Source organism: Caldanaerobacter subterraneus subsp. tengcongensis MB4, assembly GCF_000007085.1.
GTDB lineage: Bacteria > Bacillota > Thermoanaerobacteria > Thermoanaerobacterales > Thermoanaerobacteraceae > Thermoanaerobacter > Thermoanaerobacter subterraneus.
In genome coordinates, this window is record NC_003869.1 from 499,618 (window position 1) to 517,044 (window position 17,427).

Sequence of the window (17,427 nt, forward strand, 5' to 3'; positions counted from 1 at the left end):
ATAAATTTTTGCAAGGGGGAATTTTTATGAGAGAGATGACAAAGAAAAACTTACTGGATGCTTACGCAGGAGAAAGCCAGGCTCACATGAGGTATCAAATTTTTGCTGATGTGGCAGAAAAAGAAGGCAAGCCTAATATTGCCAAACTTTTCAGGGCTATTTCCTATGCAGAACTGGTGCATGCCACAAATCACTATAAAACCCTGGGCGAAGTAGGGGACACAGTAAAAAATTTAGAAAAAGCGATTGAAGGGGAGACTTTTGAGGTAGAGGAGATGTATCCTGCGTATAACGCTGTTGCAGAACTTCAGCAGGAGTCAGGAGCCAAAAAAAGCATTCATTATGCTATTGAAGCAGAAAAGATACATGCAAAACTTTACGCTGAGGCAAAAGAAGCAGCATTAAAAGGGGAAGACTTAAAAATTTCTAAAGTGTACATATGCCCTGTATGTGGATATACATCAGTAGACGTGCTTCCAGAAAAATGTCCTATCTGCGGGGTGCCAAAAGAAAAATTTGTAGCCTTTTAAAGTGCGCTTTTTAGCGCGCTTTTTTGTTTTTACAAAAATATTTGACATACCTTGTAAAGTGTGATATAGTAGACAGCAGAAAATTTAATAACACGCTCTTATCAAGAGAGGTGGAGGGAAAGAGCCCGATGAAACCCGGCAACCTGTCCTTTTAAGGATAAGGTGCCAATTCTCTCAGAAGATTTTTTCTTCTGAAAGATGAGGGTATGCCTCTTCTTTTAGAAGGGGTTTTATTTTGCTCTTAAGGAGGGAAGAAGATGCGTAGACTCTTTACTTCTGAGTCAGTCACTGAAGGGCATCCTGACAAGATCTGTGACCAGATTTCAGATGCCATTTTGGATGAAATTTTAAAAAAAGACCCTTACGCCCGCGTGGCATGTGAGACAGCTGTAACTACCGGCTTGGTTCTGGTAATGGGAGAAATTACTACAGAGTGCTATGTGGACATTCCCAGGATAGCCAGAGACGTCATAAGGGATATAGGCTATACCAGAGCAAAATACGGCTTTGACGCAGACACCTGTGCTGTAATCACTTCCATTGACGAGCAGTCTCCAGACATTGCCATGGGAGTGAATAAGGCTTTAGAAGCAAGAAGAGGAGAGCTGACAGATGCCGAAATCGAGGCAATTGGCGCTGGAGACCAGGGCCTCATGATAGGCTTTGCCTGCGATGAGACAGAAGAGCTCATGCCAATGCCCATAATGCTGGCTCACAAGCTGGCCAGAAGATTGGCTGAGGTCAGGAAAAACGGCACATTGAGCTATCTAAGACCTGATGGAAAAACTCAGGTGACAGTAGAGTACGAGGAAGACAGGCCTGTCAGAGTCGACTCTGTTGTGGTTTCAGCTCAGCATGCTCCTGAGGTTGACCATGACACGATAGAAAAAGACATAATTGAACATGTGGTAAATGTGATTATTCCTGAAAACATGATGGACAAGAACACTAAAATTTTTGTGAATCCTACTGGCAGGTTTGTGCTAGGAGGTCCCCAAGCAGATAGCGGCCTTACAGGGAGAAAGATCATAGTAGATACCTATGGTGGATACGCAAGGCATGGAGGCGGCGCATTTTCAGGGAAAGACCCAACAAAAGTTGACAGGTCAGCAAGTTATGCGGCAAGGTATGTGGCTAAAAACATCGTAGCGGCAGGTCTCGCTAAGAAATGTGAAGTACAGGTGGCGTATGCAATAGGTGTGGCAACACCACTGGAGGTTGAGATAAACACATTTGGGACAGGCAAAATTTCTGATGAAAAAATATCAGAAATTGTAAAGAAAGTTTTTGATTTAAGGCCTGCAGCCATAATAAGAGATTTGGATTTGAGAAGACCTATTTATAGGCAGGTTGCTGCTTATGGCCACTTTGGAAGACATGACTTGGACCTGCCGTGGGAGAAAACAGATAGAGTAGATATATTGAGAAAATTAGCAGGAATATAGTTAAAGCCCGGGTTTTGCCCGGGCTTGTGGCGTTTTTTATATATTTTTTGTAACGCCAGAGATTTTTAAAACCGCTCCGCTAAAATATATTATACATTAGTTTTGACAAAAATAAAAGGCCTAAACCCTTTATATCCTCCTCTAAATAGGTTAAAATTAAGTTGTAAAATATCTTTAACGGGTGGAAAAGCCATGGTAGAAATAGAGGGTGTAGTAGAAGAGATAATCTTTAGAAACGAGCAAAACGGGTATACGGTTCTGGAATTGGATATTGAAGGGGATATGGTGACTGCTGTAGGTGTAATGCCCTTTGTTACGGTGGGAGAGAGAATAAAGGTGCAGGGGGAATGGGTAGTCCATCCTGATTACGGAGACCAGATACGAGTTATCAATTACCAGACTCTTTCTCCCAATACCCTGGAAGGGATAGAGCGCTTTTTAGCATCAGGCCTGATACCTGGGATTGGCCCTGTCACCGCGAGAAAGATTGTAGAAAGATTTGGGCTTGACTCTCTTCATGTTATAGAGACAGAGCCTCACAGGTTGAGGGAGATAAAAGGTTTAAGCGATGAGAAGATAAAGAGAATAAGTGAAGCTTATGAGATGCAGAAGGGAATAAAAGAAGTAATGGTGTTTCTACATCAATTCGGGATTTCTAGCCATATGGCTATAAAAATATACAAAGAATACGGGAATAATGCAATAGAAATCATCAAGCAAAATCCTTACAGACTTGCTGATGACATATTCGGCATAGGATTTAAGACTGCTGACAAAATTGCGGAGAGCTTGGGCATTGACCCGCATTCCACATACCGCATTTCTGCAGGGGCAAGGTATGTTTTAATGCAGTACGCTGCAAATGGGCACACCTATGTGCCAAAAGAACTCTTAAAAAAAGAAACTGCCCAGCTCCTCGAGGTAAGCGAAGAAGAAGTGGAGGATGCTTTTGTGCTTTTAGCTCAAAATGAAAAAATACACATAGAAAGGTTTGAGGACGAAACAGTAGGGGTTTATTACATCCCCTATTATGTGGCAGAACTTCATACTGCAGAAAGGCTTTTTACAATGACAGTGACCCAGTGCGAAGACCTCAAAATAGACGTGCAAAAAGAAATAAGGGATTTTGAAAAAGAAGCAGGAATAGTTTTAGAGAAAACTCAAAAATTGGCGGTAGAAGAAGCCATAAAGAATTCGGTCGTGGTCATAACAGGAGGACCTGGCACGGGTAAGACTACGATTATAAACTGTATAATAAGGATTTTTGAAAAAGCCAATAAAAAAGTGGCCCTTGCTGCTCCTACAGGAAGAGCGGCAAAGAGGATAACTGAAGCAACGGGAAAAGAGGCAAAGACCATTCACAGGCTTTTAGAGTATACCTATACGGAAGAGGAAGGGAAAGGGTTTAATAAAAACGAAAAAGATCCTTTAAAATACGATGTAATCATAATAGATGAAGCTTCTATGGTGGATATTTTGCTTATGAATGCTCTTTTAAAGGCTATTCCTGCCGGATCAAGGCTTATTCTTGTGGGAGATGCTGACCAGCTCCCATCTGTTGGAGCGGGAAATGTTTTAAGAGACATAATAGACAGTGGAATTGTAAAAGTGATACGGCTAAAAGAAATATTCAGGCAGCAGAAAGAGAGCCTTATTGTAGTAAATGCCCACAAGATAAATAACGGCGAATATCCTACCTACAATGACAAAAATGGAGACTTCTTCTTTTTAAGCGTAGCTACACAGGAAGACATGCTAAAGACAATACTAGACCTTGTGACTAATAGGCTTCCTAAAGCTTATGGCTTTCATCCGGTTAACGATATTCAGGTCCTTACTCCCATGAAAAAGGGAATAATAGGAGTGCACAATTTAAATATAGAACTTCAGAAGGTCTTAAACCCTCCTTCTAAAGACAAAGCAGAAAAACCAATGAAAGAATTTACTTTTAGAGTCGGTGATAAAGTGATGCAGATCAAGAACAACTATAGAATGACCTGGAAAAGAGGGCATGAGGAAGGAGAAGGAGTTTTCAACGGTGACATAGGGATAATCCAGTCAATAGATGAGGAACTTCAAGAAGTTACCGTGTATTTTGACGACGAAAAAGTAGTGACTTACGATTTTTCCGATTTGGACGAACTTACCTTATCTTACGCTATCACAGTTCACAAGAGTCAGGGCAGCGAATTTCCTGTGGTGATAATGCCAGTGACATACGGACCTCCTATGCTTTTAACCCGCAATCTTCTTTACACAGCTGTTACAAGGGCAAAAAAGCTGGTGGTTTTAGTAGGGCAGGAGAAATATTTAAAATTTATGATTGACAACAACAGGATTTCTAAAAGATATTCAGGACTTCTTTCCAGGCTAAAAAAGACCTTGATTTACATCCAATAATTTATAGAAAAGTGTAAATTTTAATTTATTTGTGCCGATAACATAATTGAAAGAAGAAAGCGATGAGGGATGTATAAATGACTTTTTTGGACCTGCTTTTTCCTCCCAAGACCAGTTGCATTGTTTGCAATGCCTCTATAAAAAGTGGATACTTGTGCGATAGGTGTAAGGCATCTCTTGAAATTATCAATGGCAAAAGGTGCAGAATATGCGGCAAGCCCCTTAAAGAAGGAGAAATATGCAGTGATTGCCTCAAAACACCGCATTATTTTAAACAAAATGTAAGTCCATTTGAATATGAGGGCGTGGTAAAAGAACTCATAGGAAAATTTAAATATTTCAATGAAAGGCACTTAGCTTCATTTTTCGCCGATTACATGGCTGATGCAGTAAAAAATATGGGCTGGAATATTGAAGTCATAGTTCCCGTTCCACTTCACAGGATAAGACTTGATGAAAGAGGATACAATCAGTCTGAACTTCTGGCAAGGGAGCTTTCTTACAGGCTCAATATCTTCATGTCAAAAGCTCTAAGGCGGGTTAAGAATACCACAACTCAGACTGCTCTTCACAGAGAGGAAAGGATGGAAAATGTAAAAGGGGCTTTTAAAGTTACATATAAAGATACAATTGAAGGGAAAAATGTTCTTTTAGTGGACGATGTTTTGACAACAGGGGCAACCCTTGACGAATGTGCGAAAGCATTGAAGGAAAATGGGGCAAAAGAAGTTTATGTTGTCACTATTGCAACTGGCAGGATGTGATGGGGATTATATAAAAGGGGATGAAAATTATGGAAATAAGGAATTGCAAGCGGTGTGGAAGGCCTTATATCTATACGGGAAAAGATTTATGCCCTGTGTGTTATCAGCAGGATGAAGAAGACTTTTTAAAAGTTCGCGATTATCTGGACCTGCATCCTAATGCCACAATGCTTGAAATATCTCAAAATACTCAAGTTTCTGCGAAAAAGATAATGGATTTCTTAAAAGAGGGCCGCCTCATACTTTCGCCGAGCAATGTCAACATAGGCTTAAAATGTGAAAGGTGCGGCAAGCCAATACTTAGCGGAAGATTTTGTGATGAATGCAAGCTCGAGCTTGCGAAGGAGCTCACAAAAGGGTATGAATCTAAAACAACCAAAGATGAAGATGAAACGAAAGGTGAGAGGTTGTATGTATACGATACAAAGAAAAAGAAAAAATGATGCGAGATTAAACTTTTGCTTTGTTGAGTCGATATTAATGGTAGTACGGGGGTGTTGAGAATGAAAATCTACAATAACAATATTGATAAAATAATGTCAATCTATAGAGTTAACTCAATAGAGAAGGTAAAGCCTAATAAATCGGAAATAAAGGATAAAGTAGAAATTTCAGAAGAGGCTTTAAAACTTGCCAAGAATTTGAGCCAGTTTGAAAAAATAAAAAATCAAAAGATTGAGGATATAAAGTCAAGGCTTAGCTCAGGTACTTACAATGTTAAAGCTGAAGATGTGGCTGACGCCATCATCAAAGGTGTGCTTCTTAACAAAAAAATTTAATTTTAAGGATGTGCGTAAAAATGAATGCGAGTGAAAGGCTTTTAGGCCTTCTAAAGGAAGAAATGGCAATATATGAAATTTTACTTGAACTGGCGACAAAAAAAACTGACATAATAATCCATGGGAAGATAAAAGAGTTGGATGAGACTGTGCAGATGGAGAGAAATTTCATAAAAAAGCTCGTCGAATTGGAAGAAAAAAGGGAAAACACTTTAAAAGAGATGGGTAAAGGAGAAGGTGTGACTATAAGCGAGGTTATAAAAACTCTTCCTCTCGAAGAAGCTATGGAGTTTAACAACGTTAAGGAAAGATTGAGCGCTGTTTTAAAAGAGTTAGGCGAGAGAAACGATTTGAACATGGCTTTAATTGAGCAGGCGCTGGAGTATGTGAATTATTCTATCAAGGCTATATCGGAAGCTTTAGAGGAAGACAAGGGCATTTATGGGGAAAAAGGAAGCTCTAAGGGCTACACCAGTTTAATTGACAAAAAGGCATAGGGGGATAGATATGTCTACTTTCCAGGGACTTGAAATAGCCAAAACGGGCCTTTTTGTAAGCCAGAAAGCGCTGGAGGTTACAGGACACAATATAGCTAATGCCAATACACCTGGTTATACAAGACAAGTAGTAGATATGGCTTCAATTGCTCCTCCTACTACCTTTGGAATGTATGACCAGTGGGGCAAGGCTATAGGCGAAGGCGTAAAAATTGTGGACATAAGGCAGATACGCGATCAATTCTTAGACAATCAGTACAGAAGAGAGAATAAATTCTTAGGAGAGTGGGAGACAAAGGCAGAAGTTCTCTCTGCAATTGAAAATATATTCAATGAGCCATCAAGTAGCGGCATAACAGCAGTTTTAAATGATTTTTTTAACTCTTTACAGGAGCTTTCAAAAAATCCTGAGAGTTTGACTGTCAGAGCAGAGGTAAGAGAAAGAGCGATAGCCCTTGCAGATACTTTCAACATGGTTTACCAGCACCTTTATGACAAATTAAACGAATTAAACTCTACAATACAATCAAGAATTGCTGAAATAAACTCTTATGCTGAAAGGATAAGCAGATTAAATGGAGAAATATACAGATTTGAATTATCAGGACAGGTAGCAAACGATTTGAGAGACCAGAGAAACCTTTTGGTGGATCAGCTTTCAAAATTAGTAAACATAACGACTTATGAAGATGCCAATGGCAATTTCAGAATAGATATAGGCGGGCAAGCCCTTGTAAGTGGCACTACTGCCTTTACAATGTCTATGGACAAAAATGGTAATGTCATATGGGACCTCACAGGAAGTCCTGTCAACCCTTCAAGCGGCGTATTAAAAGGGCTTTTGGATATGAGAAATGGGGACGGGGCAGACGGCGTAAAAGGAGTACCCTATTATATGGAACAGTGGAACAAGCTGGCTTACAACATAGCAGAAGCTATAAATAAAGTGCACAGCCAAGGGTATGGCTTGGATGGAAGTACAGGAAAGCCCCTTTTTGGAGGTTTTGATACATCTCTCGCTTATGATAAAACCACTCCTTATGCCCAATTAATAAGAGTAAGTAGCGACATACTAGCATCAGATGGCCTCTTAAAAATAGCTGCTGCAAAAGACCCTACCGCTCTTCCCGGTGATAATAGAAATGCCTTGGAACTTATAGTATTAAGAGATAGACCGCTTGATGGCCTTGATAAAGCTACTTTTGATGACTTTGCCAGGTCTTTGATTTCAAACCTGGGTGTAGATGCAGAACAGGCTAATGTAATGAAGAAAAATCAGGAAGTTATGGTAAAGCAGATAGACCTAAACAGGCAGTCTGTTTCAGGCGTATCTTTAGATGAAGAGATGACGAATATGTTAAAATACCAAAAGTCCTATGCCGCCTGTGCAAGAGTGATAACTGCTATGGATGAGCTTATAGACACGGTCATCAATAGAATGGGAATAGTTGGAAGGTAGGTGCTTTGAATGAGAGTCACCCACAATATGATGATATCTACTTTTTTGACTGACTATTATAACAACCTTGAGAGGCTTCAAAAAGGCCAGAATATGCTCTCATCCGGTAAAAAATTTACAAGACCTTCTGATGACCCTGTCGCTGTAGCTACAAGCTTGAGGATTAAGACAGACATGGCAAGAAATGACGCTTACACAAAAAATGCAGACGATGCAAAGTCCTGGCTGGAGATTACAGACAGCGCTTTATCCCAGCTGGGAGACCTGCTTCAAAGGACGAGAGAGCTTGCTGTTGAAGGGGCGAATGGAACTCTCACGCAAAGTGACATGGAAAAGATTGCTCAGGAAATAATGCAGTTGAAAGCCCAGATGGTGCAAGTGGGGAATACGCAGTATAATGGAAGATACATATTCGCAGGGTTTAAAACCGATACAGCTCCTTTTAGTGAAACTGCCAACAGTTACAGCGGTGATGACAATTTTATAGAGTTTGAAGTGGGACCCGGTGGGAATAAAATGGCTGTAAATGTGCCAGGCAGTAGGCTTTTTGATGTAGTAGGAGGGACATCTAGGCTTCTTCAGATGATGGATGATTTAAAATCTGCTTTAGAAAATGGAGACCATCAGGCTGTAAGCAGCATGATAGCTGATATAGATAAACAGCTGGAAAATGTTTTATCTGTTAGAGCAGAAGTAGGTGCAAAGTCAAACAGAATAGACCTCATACAAAATAGGCTTCAAAATGATAATTACAACTTTACGGCGCTTCTTTCAAAAAATGAAGACGCAGACATGGCAGAGGTTATCACAAATCTCAAGATGGATGAAAATGTGTATAGGGCATCTCTGGCTGCAGGTGCCCGCATAATACAGCCCAGTTTAATAGATTTTCTAAGGTGATGAGGATGAATATAGCGATACACCAGACTTTTGGCAGGATAGGGATAAAGACTTATCCTGCCCAAATTTCTATAAAAAGTCCTAAAGCCGATCTTGAGATAAAGCAAATACCTGCAAAAATGGAAATAGAACAAAAGCTTCCCCAAGTTCGGATAGATCAATATCAGTGTTTTTATGAGTCGGGGCTTAAAAATATCTTTGACCTTGTGCACGATGAGGCAGAAAGGAGTAAACAAATAGCTTTTGATGCTATAGGCAAAATTGCTGAAGATGGGGATGTACTCGTTTCTATAGAAACTCATCAGGATGCAATTGTAAAATTGAGTGAAGAAGCTATGATCCAGGAAGTAGATTTTAATGTTGACCTTATGCCAAAATCAAGGCCTAAAATATGGTTTGAAGGATATTTAAAGATAAATTGGGAATTGGGTGGTGTAGAAATAAAAGCAATCCCTCACAAGCCTATAATATCTGCAACACCAGCTCATGTAGAAATATACCTAAGGCAATATCCTTCGATAAAAATAGAGTATGTAGGAAATCACGTTGATAAGAGGATATGAGTTTAAAAGAAAGTGAGGAATTTAGGATGGAACTTAATACAAAAAATTTTGGAATTATCCATTACAATGAAGAGGATGTCATTTACTTTGAAGAAGGTATTCCAGGTTTTGAAGAATTACACAATTTCTTGATAATTGGCGATGAAGAGGAAGATATGCCTTTTAAATGGCTTCAATCAATAGATAACCCTGACATAGCCTTTGTAGTTATTGACCCCAGAGTTTTCAAGCCGGATTATACTTTTGAAATTGATGAGGAGTTAAAAAATTTTCTGGCGGTAGAGGATGTAAATCACCTTTTAATATTTGTGATTGTGGTAATCCCCGAGAAGATAGAAGAGATGACTGCCAACTTGAAAGCTCCTATAATTATAAACGCTGAAAACAACAGAGGAGTCCAGATTATACTGGATAATGATAAATACCTAATAAAACATCCTATACTGGAGGAGCTTAAAAATGCTTATTCTCACGCGTAAAATAGGTCAATCCATAATTATAGGGGAAAATGTAGAAGTAAAGATAGTAAGTATTGAAGAAGGGAAAGTAAAACTGGGGATTACCGCTCCAAAAGAAGTGACTGTATTAAGAAAAGAACTCATAGAAGTAATGGATGAAAATATAAAGGCGGCAAGTGTGAGCAAAGAGGCTGTGAAGGAGATAGAAAAATTTATTAAAAAACGCTAAAGTAAATCAAAAATATATCGATATATATAGTGAAAACAAAAGATAAACAGTTGGCGCCAACTGTGAGGCAAAATCAAGGCAGGGATGCCAAAATAAAAATTCAAGGAGGAAGGGTAGTATGATTATCAATCACAACTTAAGTGCTTTAAACGCATGGAGAGCACTTTCAATTAACAATTTCAACACACAAAAGGCATTAGAGAAACTTTCATCAGGTTACAGAATAAACAGAGCTGGAGATGACGCAGCAGGATTGGCAATTTCAGAAAAGATGAGAGGGCAGATCAATGGGTTGAATCAAGCTATAAGGAATGCTCAAGATGGCATATCTTTAATTCAGACAGCTGAAGGTGCTCTGAATGAGACCCATGCAATACTTCAGAGAATGAGAGAACTCGTAGTACAGGCAGCAAATGATACGAATACTGATGTAGATAGAGGGAATATACAAAAAGAGATAAACCAATTAAAAGCAGAAATTGATAGAATAGCTTCAACGACACAATTTAATACAAGGACACTTTTAGATGGCAGCTTATCTACAACAGGTGTGACATTCCAGATAGGAGCAAATGCTGCACAGAATATGACATTGACAATAGGTAAAATGGATACAACTACTCTTGGTGTTGATACCTTGGACGTTTCAATTTCTACACTTTCATCTTCTGATATAGCCGCATGGCTTACAACTATTGATAATGCTATTAACAAGGTATCACAACAGAGAGCAGATCTTGGTGCTGTGCAGAACCGCTTAGAACACACAATAAACAACTTGGGTGTTGCAGCAGAAAACCTGACTGCTGCAGAATCTCGTATAAGAGATGTAGATATGGCAAAAGAGATGATGGAATTCACAAAGAACAACATACTGCAGCAAGCTGCAACTGCAATGCTAGCACAGGCAAATCAGCAACCGCAGACAGTACTGCAATTGCTCAGATAAATGTAAGGGAGGCGATGCCTCCCTTAAAATTTATTAAGTGTGGAATTACAGGAGGAAATTTTTATGCCAACGTCTTGGTACAACGTAATACCGGAAATATTGAGTTTAATCGAAAAACATAAACCTCGTAGTATTTTAGACGTAGGTATAGGTTTTGGTAAATATGGAGTTTTGATAAGGGAAGTGTTAGAATTACCCTATGAACGATACGATAAATTAAAATGGCAGCATAGAGTTGAGGGAGTAGAGGTCTTTGAAGGATATAAAAATCCTCTTCATACTTATGCTTATGATAAAGTGTATTATAGCAATATTTTAGATGTAATTGATAAACTTCCACAATATGATGTAATATTGCTTATTGATGTATTAGAGCATTTTACAAAAGAAGAAGGTTATCTTTTATTAGATAAACTGCTTGAACATACCAAAAATTTTATTTTAATTTCTACTCCATTATACCCCGATATTCAGAAAGATTATGAAGGTAACCCTCATGAAGAGCATAAAAGCAGATGGTCAATAATTGATTTTGTAGATTACGATTATAGCTTTAAACTTATTCCTATTGGGAATAATGGTGCACAACTATTTACTATTTTTCCTACAGCACAAGGTGTTAAAGAAAAGATTAATACTCATCTATATACACAAATCATTGAAAACAATTCTTTAAATGCAAAACCCAAATTAAAAATAGGTTATTTATTACCTCACAAAAATTTGACAGGCGGTTTAAAAATGCTTTTAGAGAATATGAGATATATGAAGAAAAGAGGTCATACAATTTGTGGTTTTTTGAAAAGCGATACAAATGATGATGTAATTCCTAATTGGTATAGAGATATTGAAATAGATGAAAAAATAATATTACCACATAAAGACAGTTTCTCTTATTATATAGAAGATTGCGATATAGTAATTGCTGGTTGGTTGGGACAACTTATAGAATTAAAGAGGAACAAGATTCACGTAATATACTGGGAGCAAGGGAGTGAATGGTTGTTTGGTGATTATAGAGATTTGTCACCAAATTCAAAAATCAGAGAACACTTAAAAGAGTGTTTTTCTTCTGATGTAACTTTTGTGAGTGCTTCACCTTTAATTGCAAAGGTATTGAAGGTGAGGTATGGAAAAGATTCGACAATAATTCCGAATGGCATTGACACGACTTTTTATTTTCCGAGGAAAAAAGAAAAGAGTAGCCAAGATATTTCTATTTTGTTAGTAGGTCACCCGTACCTTTGGTTTAAAGGTTTTGAAGTGGCTCTTATTGCGTTGGAGATGGTGTGGAGAAAAGGATACAGATTCAACGTAAATTGGGTATGTCAAGAACTACCTAATGTTAAAAATCTTAGCTATCCCATTAATTTCATTAAAAAGCCAAGTCAAGAAGAATTAGCTGAAATTTATAGAAATTCTGATATGCTAGTGTTTACATCGTGGTATGAGGGTTTTGGTATGCCACCTCTTGAGGCTATGGCATCAGGTATTCCTGTGATATCCACTAGGTGTGGGGGCGTTGAAAGTTTTATAACTCCAGGAGTAAATGGAATTTTAGTGGAACCAGGAGATATAGAGGGAATTGCATATGCTGTTATGGAATTAATAAAAAATAGCAAATTAAGAGAAATTTTAGCTAAAAGAGGTAGACAAACTGCTTTGAATTTTGATTTTGAAAAAATTACAGAAATGTGGGAAACGGTGCTTTATAAAGTGAAAGGGGATGCTTAGTATGGATCTGAAAGACCAATTCAAAATGTTGTATAAAGAAATTTCTCCTTCAACCCTTTCCCTTTGCCTTATCACAAAAAATGAAGAAAAAAATATATCTCGCTGTATAAATAGCGTAAAAGACATTGTAGATGAAATAGTTGTGGTGGATACTGGTTCTACAGACAGAACTATTGAGATTGCGAAAAGTTTTGGCGCAAAAGTGATTCAAATAAAGTGGGAGGATGATTTTAGTAAGGCTAGAAATACAGCTATAGAAAGTGCTACAGGAGATTGGATTTTATTTCTTGATGCTGATGAGGAGATAAAAAAAGAAGATGTGAGCAAAATAAAGTCTTTGTTGTACGATGACACAGTTGAGGCTTATCTATTTAAATTTGTTAACTATGCAGGTTCCAGCATCAACAGTGGACTTACAGAAATAAATTATAATTACAGGTTATTTAGAAACAATGGAAAGTTAAAGTATATTTATCCAGTTCATGAAAACTTAAGAAATATAGAAGAGAATAGGCCTCCCATTGCTAAAAAGGCAGATGTGACTATACTGCATTACGGATATCTCGCTGACATAAGAAAAGAAAAAAATAAAAGCGAACGATATATAAAACTGATTTCTAAATACTTGGAAAGTCATCCGGAAGATAAATTTCAACATGCTAATTTAGCAGTAGAATATTTTAATATTGGAGACTATCAGAAAGCATTAAAGCATTTACTAATAGCCACTAAAGGTATGGATGTAAATAGTGTAAATGCTACAAGGCTTCTAAGGTATCTGATAGGATGTTATATAGGGCTAAAAGATTACAGTACCGCTCTTAAAATTATAAAGGACGCAAAAGATTATTATAAGGACATTCCAGATTTTAGTTTTCTTGAAGGGCTTATGTATATGGATCAAAAGAGGTACGAAAAAGCTATAGAGGCTTTTAAAGAGAGTCTTTCAATTGGAGAATACGATGGATTGTTTATAACAATGGGGGGCACGGGAAGTTACCGTGCTAGGTATATGATAGGTTTGTGTAAAGAAAAATTAAATCAATTAAATGATGCAGTAAAAGAATATATTGAAGTATTAAAAGAAAATCCCAATTATCAGGAAGTATTTATAAAGCTTTTTGACCTTTTTATAAAAAATGAACCAGTACAGGAGGTTTATAAATTTTTCAGTAAATATGTAGATGTGAGTTCTCCTTTAAACAATGCAATTTTGGCTAGGCTATATATAAGTGTTGGTCTATATGATGCGGCTAAAAGCTATTTGGACAATATAAATATGGATTTAGAAGGTTTAAATACATTAAGAGGAATTGTATATATGGGGATGAAAAAATATGAAGAAGCTTTGCAATACTTTGGGAACGAATATGGAAAGTCACAAGAAGAGGCCAATTATTACAAAGTGTTGTGTCACATTATCTTAAATCAAATGGAGGAAGCCAAAAAAGTATTGTGGGAATTACCCGATTCTTCAGATAAGAAATTGTATATGAGTATAGTAGGAGAAATGAAAGCAAAATTTGAAGAAATAAAAGAAAATTACTTTAATTTGCTGGATTTGCTTATCAAATTGCAGGAATTTGACTTATATAACAAAGTTCTAGCTATGTATGTAAATAAATTTGGAAGAGAAGATTACGAAAGATATGGGCAATTGATGATAAAATATGAGTTAGAGGATTTAGCTGTTGAGGCTTATATTAAGGCTGCAAACCTAAACAGTCAAAATCCTGAAGTGTACAGATATCTTGCTGAAAAAGCTTTAAAACAGGGTATGTACGAAGAGGCTTTGTCTTTGGCGATGAATGCATTCAACCTTGATACAATGGATGTTGATAATTATGTAACAATTTACAAGATATACCGTGATATGGGTAACTTAAATGAAGCTGAAAAAATCAATTTGGTAGTAAAAGAAATTTATCCAGAAATAGACCTTGCAAGTAGAGTAAATGGCGGGTAAAGCCCGCCAATTTTAGTTTCTTAGCAAAATTAGACAAATGGTATTTACACACAAAATGCTGCTATAAGAGGAACTTTGTTCGCAATCTTAAAAGGTGAGAATTTTGCTTAACTCTTTTTTTGCAAAAGCCGATATAATAGTTGAGTCCAATCCTCCTGAAAGGAGGGATAAAATATTTGTAATTTCTGGGATTTGCTTTGCTATAGAATCTTTTACAAGGTATTTTACTTTTTCAATAGTCTCCTCCATAGTGTCTGTATGAGGATTGCTTTGAGGGGACCAGTATTTATATATATGAATTAGGCTGTTTGGATTAAATTTTGCATACTAAAGCTATTGCTAAAGTTTCTTCACCCAATTTTTTACAATTAATTGACTTTGGCTTTGAGTATTTGTTACAATTATTGTTCGGTGGCCTAGAAGATTTCTAATCAATTTTTAATCTTTGTCTGGTATAATGATATTAGGCTTTCGCAGGAGGAAATAAGATGAATAAAGTTATAAAAGAGTATTATTACGAGGAAAATGAGATTGCAGAGAAGATAAAGGAATTGAAGAAAAAATTAAATGAAAGCGACTTACAGGCTCCAAAAGTTTTGGAGCTTAGTAGAGAGCTGGATAGATTGATTGTGCTTTACATGAAAGGGCAGTGGCAGGCAAAACAAGAGTGAGTTTTGTCTGCCCTTTATTTTTATGTAAAAAAATTTAAACTTTTTAAAATACATGACGATATTTATAGTAGCAGAAAGGAGTTGGTTCACAAAGGATAAATATTTTCACTGTAGGGGGTAATAACAGGGATGTTGCAGAGTATAAATAATGCGAATCTAGCACAGATTCCTTCTTCAAATTTTAAGAAGGAAAGCGTTCTTGTGGATGAAATTAAAACAGTGAAAGATATTCTGAGCAAACCTGTGGATGAAGATAAGCTTAATAGAGAGCTTAATAAGGAAAACAGGAGGATAACTATTGACCGTACATATTTTGAATTTTCTGTTCACAAACCTACCAATACAATTGTAGTGAAAATTGTCGACAGCGAGACCAATGAGGTTATAGATGAGATTCCTCCGGAGAAAATATTGGACCTTGTAGCAGGTTTGTGGAAAATAGCAGGGCTTTTTGTGGATAGGAAAATATAGGGGGGTGTAGTTATGGATCCCATTGGTATGAACAGTTATAATGTGAGCAATTTACTAAGAATAGGTGGACTTGCTACAGGGCTGGATACTGATTCAATAGTTAAACAGCTTATGAAAGTGGCAAGTTTACCTCTTGATAAGTTGAATCAGCAAAAGCAGTGGTATCAGTGGCAGCAGGAAGATTTGAGGGACATAAACGCAAAACTTATGAATTTGAGAAATAATGTGGTCGCCAGTTTGAGGCTGCAGGGAACCTTTATGGCTAAAACTGTTACATCCTCTAATACTTCTGTTGCTACTGCTACAGCGGGGACAAATGCGGTGAATGGGACATATACTTTATCTGTTACTCAGTTAGCTACAGCTGCTTCTACTGCCAGTACCGACAAGATTGGGGCGTATTATATCGACAGTAACAATAAGATTCAATATAATCCTCTAAATACCACTGGGGGACCTATAACTCTCGTACTGAAAAATAAAGACGGGAAAACTTTTTCAAATATTACAATATCAACGAATGCAAATATTAATGATGTAATATCAGCTATAAATTCTGTCTCTAAAGATACAGGCATAGTTGCTACTTATGATCAAAATTTAGATAGGTTGTTTTTAGTTTCTAATGTGACGGGTAGTTCTTCTACAATTGATTTTAGTGCTACTACTGATCAGACGGCACAAAATTTTTTGACATCAGTTTTAAAATTACCTTCAGATGTTTTGACTTCTGGAAAAATAACAGGGCAAGATGCAATATTTACTTTCAATGGCGTTCAAATAACTAGCTCTACTAATAATGTTACAGTTGCTGGTATAAACGTTACATTGACAGGTACAACTGCGGGCGGGCAGAATATAACTCTCACTGTTTCAACAGACGTAGATAAAATTTATAACACGATTAAAAACTTTGTAGATACCTATAACGACGTAATTACACAGATGTACACTAAACTCACAGAAAAAAGGTATTACGATTATCCGCCTCTCACAGATGAGCAGAAGCAGGCGATGAAGGAAAATGACATAAAATTGTGGGAAGAAAAAGCTAGATCTGGTAACTTAGCTAATGACGAGACTTTAATGAGAGCGTATTATTCATTAAGACAGGTCGTTTCTTCTACTGTATCTGGCGTAGGGTCATTAAGCTCTATTGGAATTACTACAGGTCAGTGGTATGAAGGTGGAAAACTTTATATTGACGAAGCTAAATTAAAAGATGCGATTGCCAACAATCTTGATAAGGTTATGCAGATATTTACAGGTGTTTACAGCTCTGATGGCACTACATTGGTGTCAAAAGGCATTGCACAGCAACTTTATGGCTATTTTGAAAATGGCACATTTAAAGAAGGTGTACTAGGGACTGCAATAAATGCTATAACGCGCAAAGCAGGAAGCTCAACACAACTTTATGACAATAGCTTCATAGGCAATAGAATCAGAGAGATAGATGACAGAATTGCAGAAATGCAAAAAAGATTAAAGGATTTAGAGGAGAGATATTACAGGCAGTTTACACAGTTAGAAATTTTTGTCGGGCAGATGAATACGCAAAGCGCATGGTTAAATCAGCAGATTGGGATTATGACTAAGTGAGGGGGTGCGA

Annotated in this window: 19 protein-coding genes and 1 riboswitch; of the genes, 18 read left to right on the forward strand and 1 reads right to left on the reverse strand. The window is 37.2% G+C overall.

The annotated features are described in order from the left end of the window. Positions 1-26 precede the first annotated feature (26 nt). The 15 genes from TTE_RS02325 (at position 27) to TTE_RS02395 (ending at position 14,673) form a co-directional block, all read left to right on the forward strand. A complete protein-coding gene (locus TTE_RS02325; protein ID WP_041587102.1) occupies positions 27-530 on the forward strand; it encodes a rubrerythrin family protein in 504 nt (167 codons plus the stop codon). 95 nt (positions 531-625) lie between these two features. Continuing rightward, positions 626-735, forward strand: a riboswitch (SAM riboswitch). A gap of 52 nt (positions 736-787) precedes the next feature. Continuing rightward, positions 788-1,975, forward strand: a complete 1,188-nt coding sequence (gene metK / locus TTE_RS02330; RefSeq protein ID WP_011024919.1) for a methionine adenosyltransferase — start codon at positions 788-790, stop codon at positions 1,973-1,975. Positions 1,976-2,167: 192 nt separating this feature from the next. Further along, a complete protein-coding gene (locus tag TTE_RS02335) occupies positions 2,168-4,375 on the forward strand; it encodes an SF1B family DNA helicase RecD2 (RefSeq protein ID WP_041587103.1) in 2,208 nt (735 codons plus the stop codon). Positions 4,376-4,452: 77 nt separating this feature from the next. After that, entirely contained in the window at positions 4,453-5,139 is a 687-nt protein-coding gene (locus TTE_RS02340) for a ComF family protein (protein ID WP_009610417.1), read from the forward strand. Positions 5,140-5,168: 29 nt separating this feature from the next. After that, positions 5,169-5,582, forward strand: coding sequence for a TIGR03826 family flagellar region protein (locus tag TTE_RS02345; RefSeq protein ID WP_031314150.1), 414 nt, complete (start codon positions 5,169-5,171; stop codon positions 5,580-5,582). A 60-nt stretch (positions 5,583-5,642) separates the two neighbouring features. Further along, complete coding sequence (flgM, locus tag TTE_RS02350) at positions 5,643-5,918, forward strand: flagellar biosynthesis anti-sigma factor FlgM (RefSeq protein WP_011024922.1); 276 nt, start codon at positions 5,643-5,645, stop codon at positions 5,916-5,918. A 20-nt stretch (positions 5,919-5,938) separates the two neighbouring features. After that, a complete protein-coding gene (locus TTE_RS02355) occupies positions 5,939-6,415 on the forward strand; it encodes a flagellar protein FlgN (RefSeq protein ID WP_011024923.1) in 477 nt (158 codons plus the stop codon). 10 nt (positions 6,416-6,425) lie between these two features. Beyond that, positions 6,426-7,874, forward strand: coding sequence for a flagellar hook-associated protein FlgK (gene flgK, locus TTE_RS02360; RefSeq protein WP_011024924.1), 1,449 nt, complete (start codon positions 6,426-6,428; stop codon positions 7,872-7,874). Between the two features lie 9 nt (positions 7,875-7,883). Continuing rightward, positions 7,884-8,774: a flagellar hook-associated protein FlgL gene (gene flgL, locus TTE_RS02365; protein WP_011024925.1), complete on the forward strand. Its 891-nt coding sequence runs from the start codon at positions 7,884-7,886 to the stop codon at positions 8,772-8,774. 5 nt (positions 8,775-8,779) lie between these two features. After that, positions 8,780-9,337: a DUF6470 family protein gene (locus TTE_RS02370; RefSeq protein ID WP_031314149.1), complete on the forward strand. Its 558-nt coding sequence runs from the start codon at positions 8,780-8,782 to the stop codon at positions 9,335-9,337. Between the two features lie 26 nt (positions 9,338-9,363). Next, the gene (fliW, locus tag TTE_RS02375) at positions 9,364-9,816 is read left to right on the forward strand and encodes a flagellar assembly protein FliW (RefSeq protein WP_011024927.1); all 453 of its coding nucleotides are present in this window, start codon (positions 9,364-9,366) and stop codon (positions 9,814-9,816) included. Next, on the forward strand, positions 9,797-10,024 hold the full coding sequence (gene csrA / locus TTE_RS02380) for a carbon storage regulator CsrA (protein WP_011024928.1): 228 nt from the start codon (positions 9,797-9,799) through the stop codon (positions 10,022-10,024). The genes fliW and csrA overlap by 20 nt, the downstream gene beginning before the upstream one ends. 118 nt (positions 10,025-10,142) lie before the next feature. Then, positions 10,143-10,973, forward strand: a complete 831-nt coding sequence (gene hag, locus TTE_RS02385) for a flagellin Hag (protein ID WP_011024929.1) — start codon at positions 10,143-10,145, stop codon at positions 10,971-10,973. Positions 10,974-11,036: 63 nt separating this feature from the next. After that, the gene (locus TTE_RS02390) at positions 11,037-12,707 is read left to right on the forward strand and encodes a glycosyltransferase family 4 protein (protein WP_011024930.1); all 1,671 of its coding nucleotides are present in this window, start codon (positions 11,037-11,039) and stop codon (positions 12,705-12,707) included. Position 12,708: 1 nt separating this feature from the next. Further along, positions 12,709-14,673, forward strand: coding sequence for a tetratricopeptide repeat-containing glycosyltransferase family 2 protein (locus TTE_RS02395; protein ID WP_011024931.1), 1,965 nt, complete (start codon positions 12,709-12,711; stop codon positions 14,671-14,673). 87 nt (positions 14,674-14,760) lie between these two features. Here the strand turns inward: TTE_RS02395 and TTE_RS14595 are convergent, their stop codons facing one another. Beyond that, a complete protein-coding gene (locus TTE_RS14595; RefSeq protein WP_132039172.1) occupies positions 14,761-14,922 on the reverse strand; it encodes an asparagine synthase-related protein in 162 nt (53 codons plus the stop codon). A gap of 239 nt (positions 14,923-15,161) precedes the next feature. Here TTE_RS14595 and TTE_RS02400 point away from each other — a divergent pair, with 239 nt between their 5' ends. The 3 genes from TTE_RS02400 (at position 15,162) to fliD (ending at position 17,417) form a co-directional block, all read left to right on the forward strand. After that, the gene (locus TTE_RS02400; RefSeq protein WP_011024932.1) at positions 15,162-15,344 is read left to right on the forward strand and encodes an aspartyl-phosphate phosphatase Spo0E family protein; all 183 of its coding nucleotides are present in this window, start codon (positions 15,162-15,164) and stop codon (positions 15,342-15,344) included. A gap of 129 nt (positions 15,345-15,473) precedes the next feature. Further along, complete coding sequence (locus TTE_RS02405) at positions 15,474-15,815, forward strand: flagellar protein FlaG (RefSeq protein WP_011024933.1); 342 nt, start codon at positions 15,474-15,476, stop codon at positions 15,813-15,815. 12 nt (positions 15,816-15,827) lie between these two features. Next, the gene (gene fliD / locus TTE_RS02410; protein ID WP_011024934.1) at positions 15,828-17,417 is read left to right on the forward strand and encodes a flagellar filament capping protein FliD; all 1,590 of its coding nucleotides are present in this window, start codon (positions 15,828-15,830) and stop codon (positions 17,415-17,417) included. Positions 17,418-17,427: the final 10 nt, after the last annotated feature.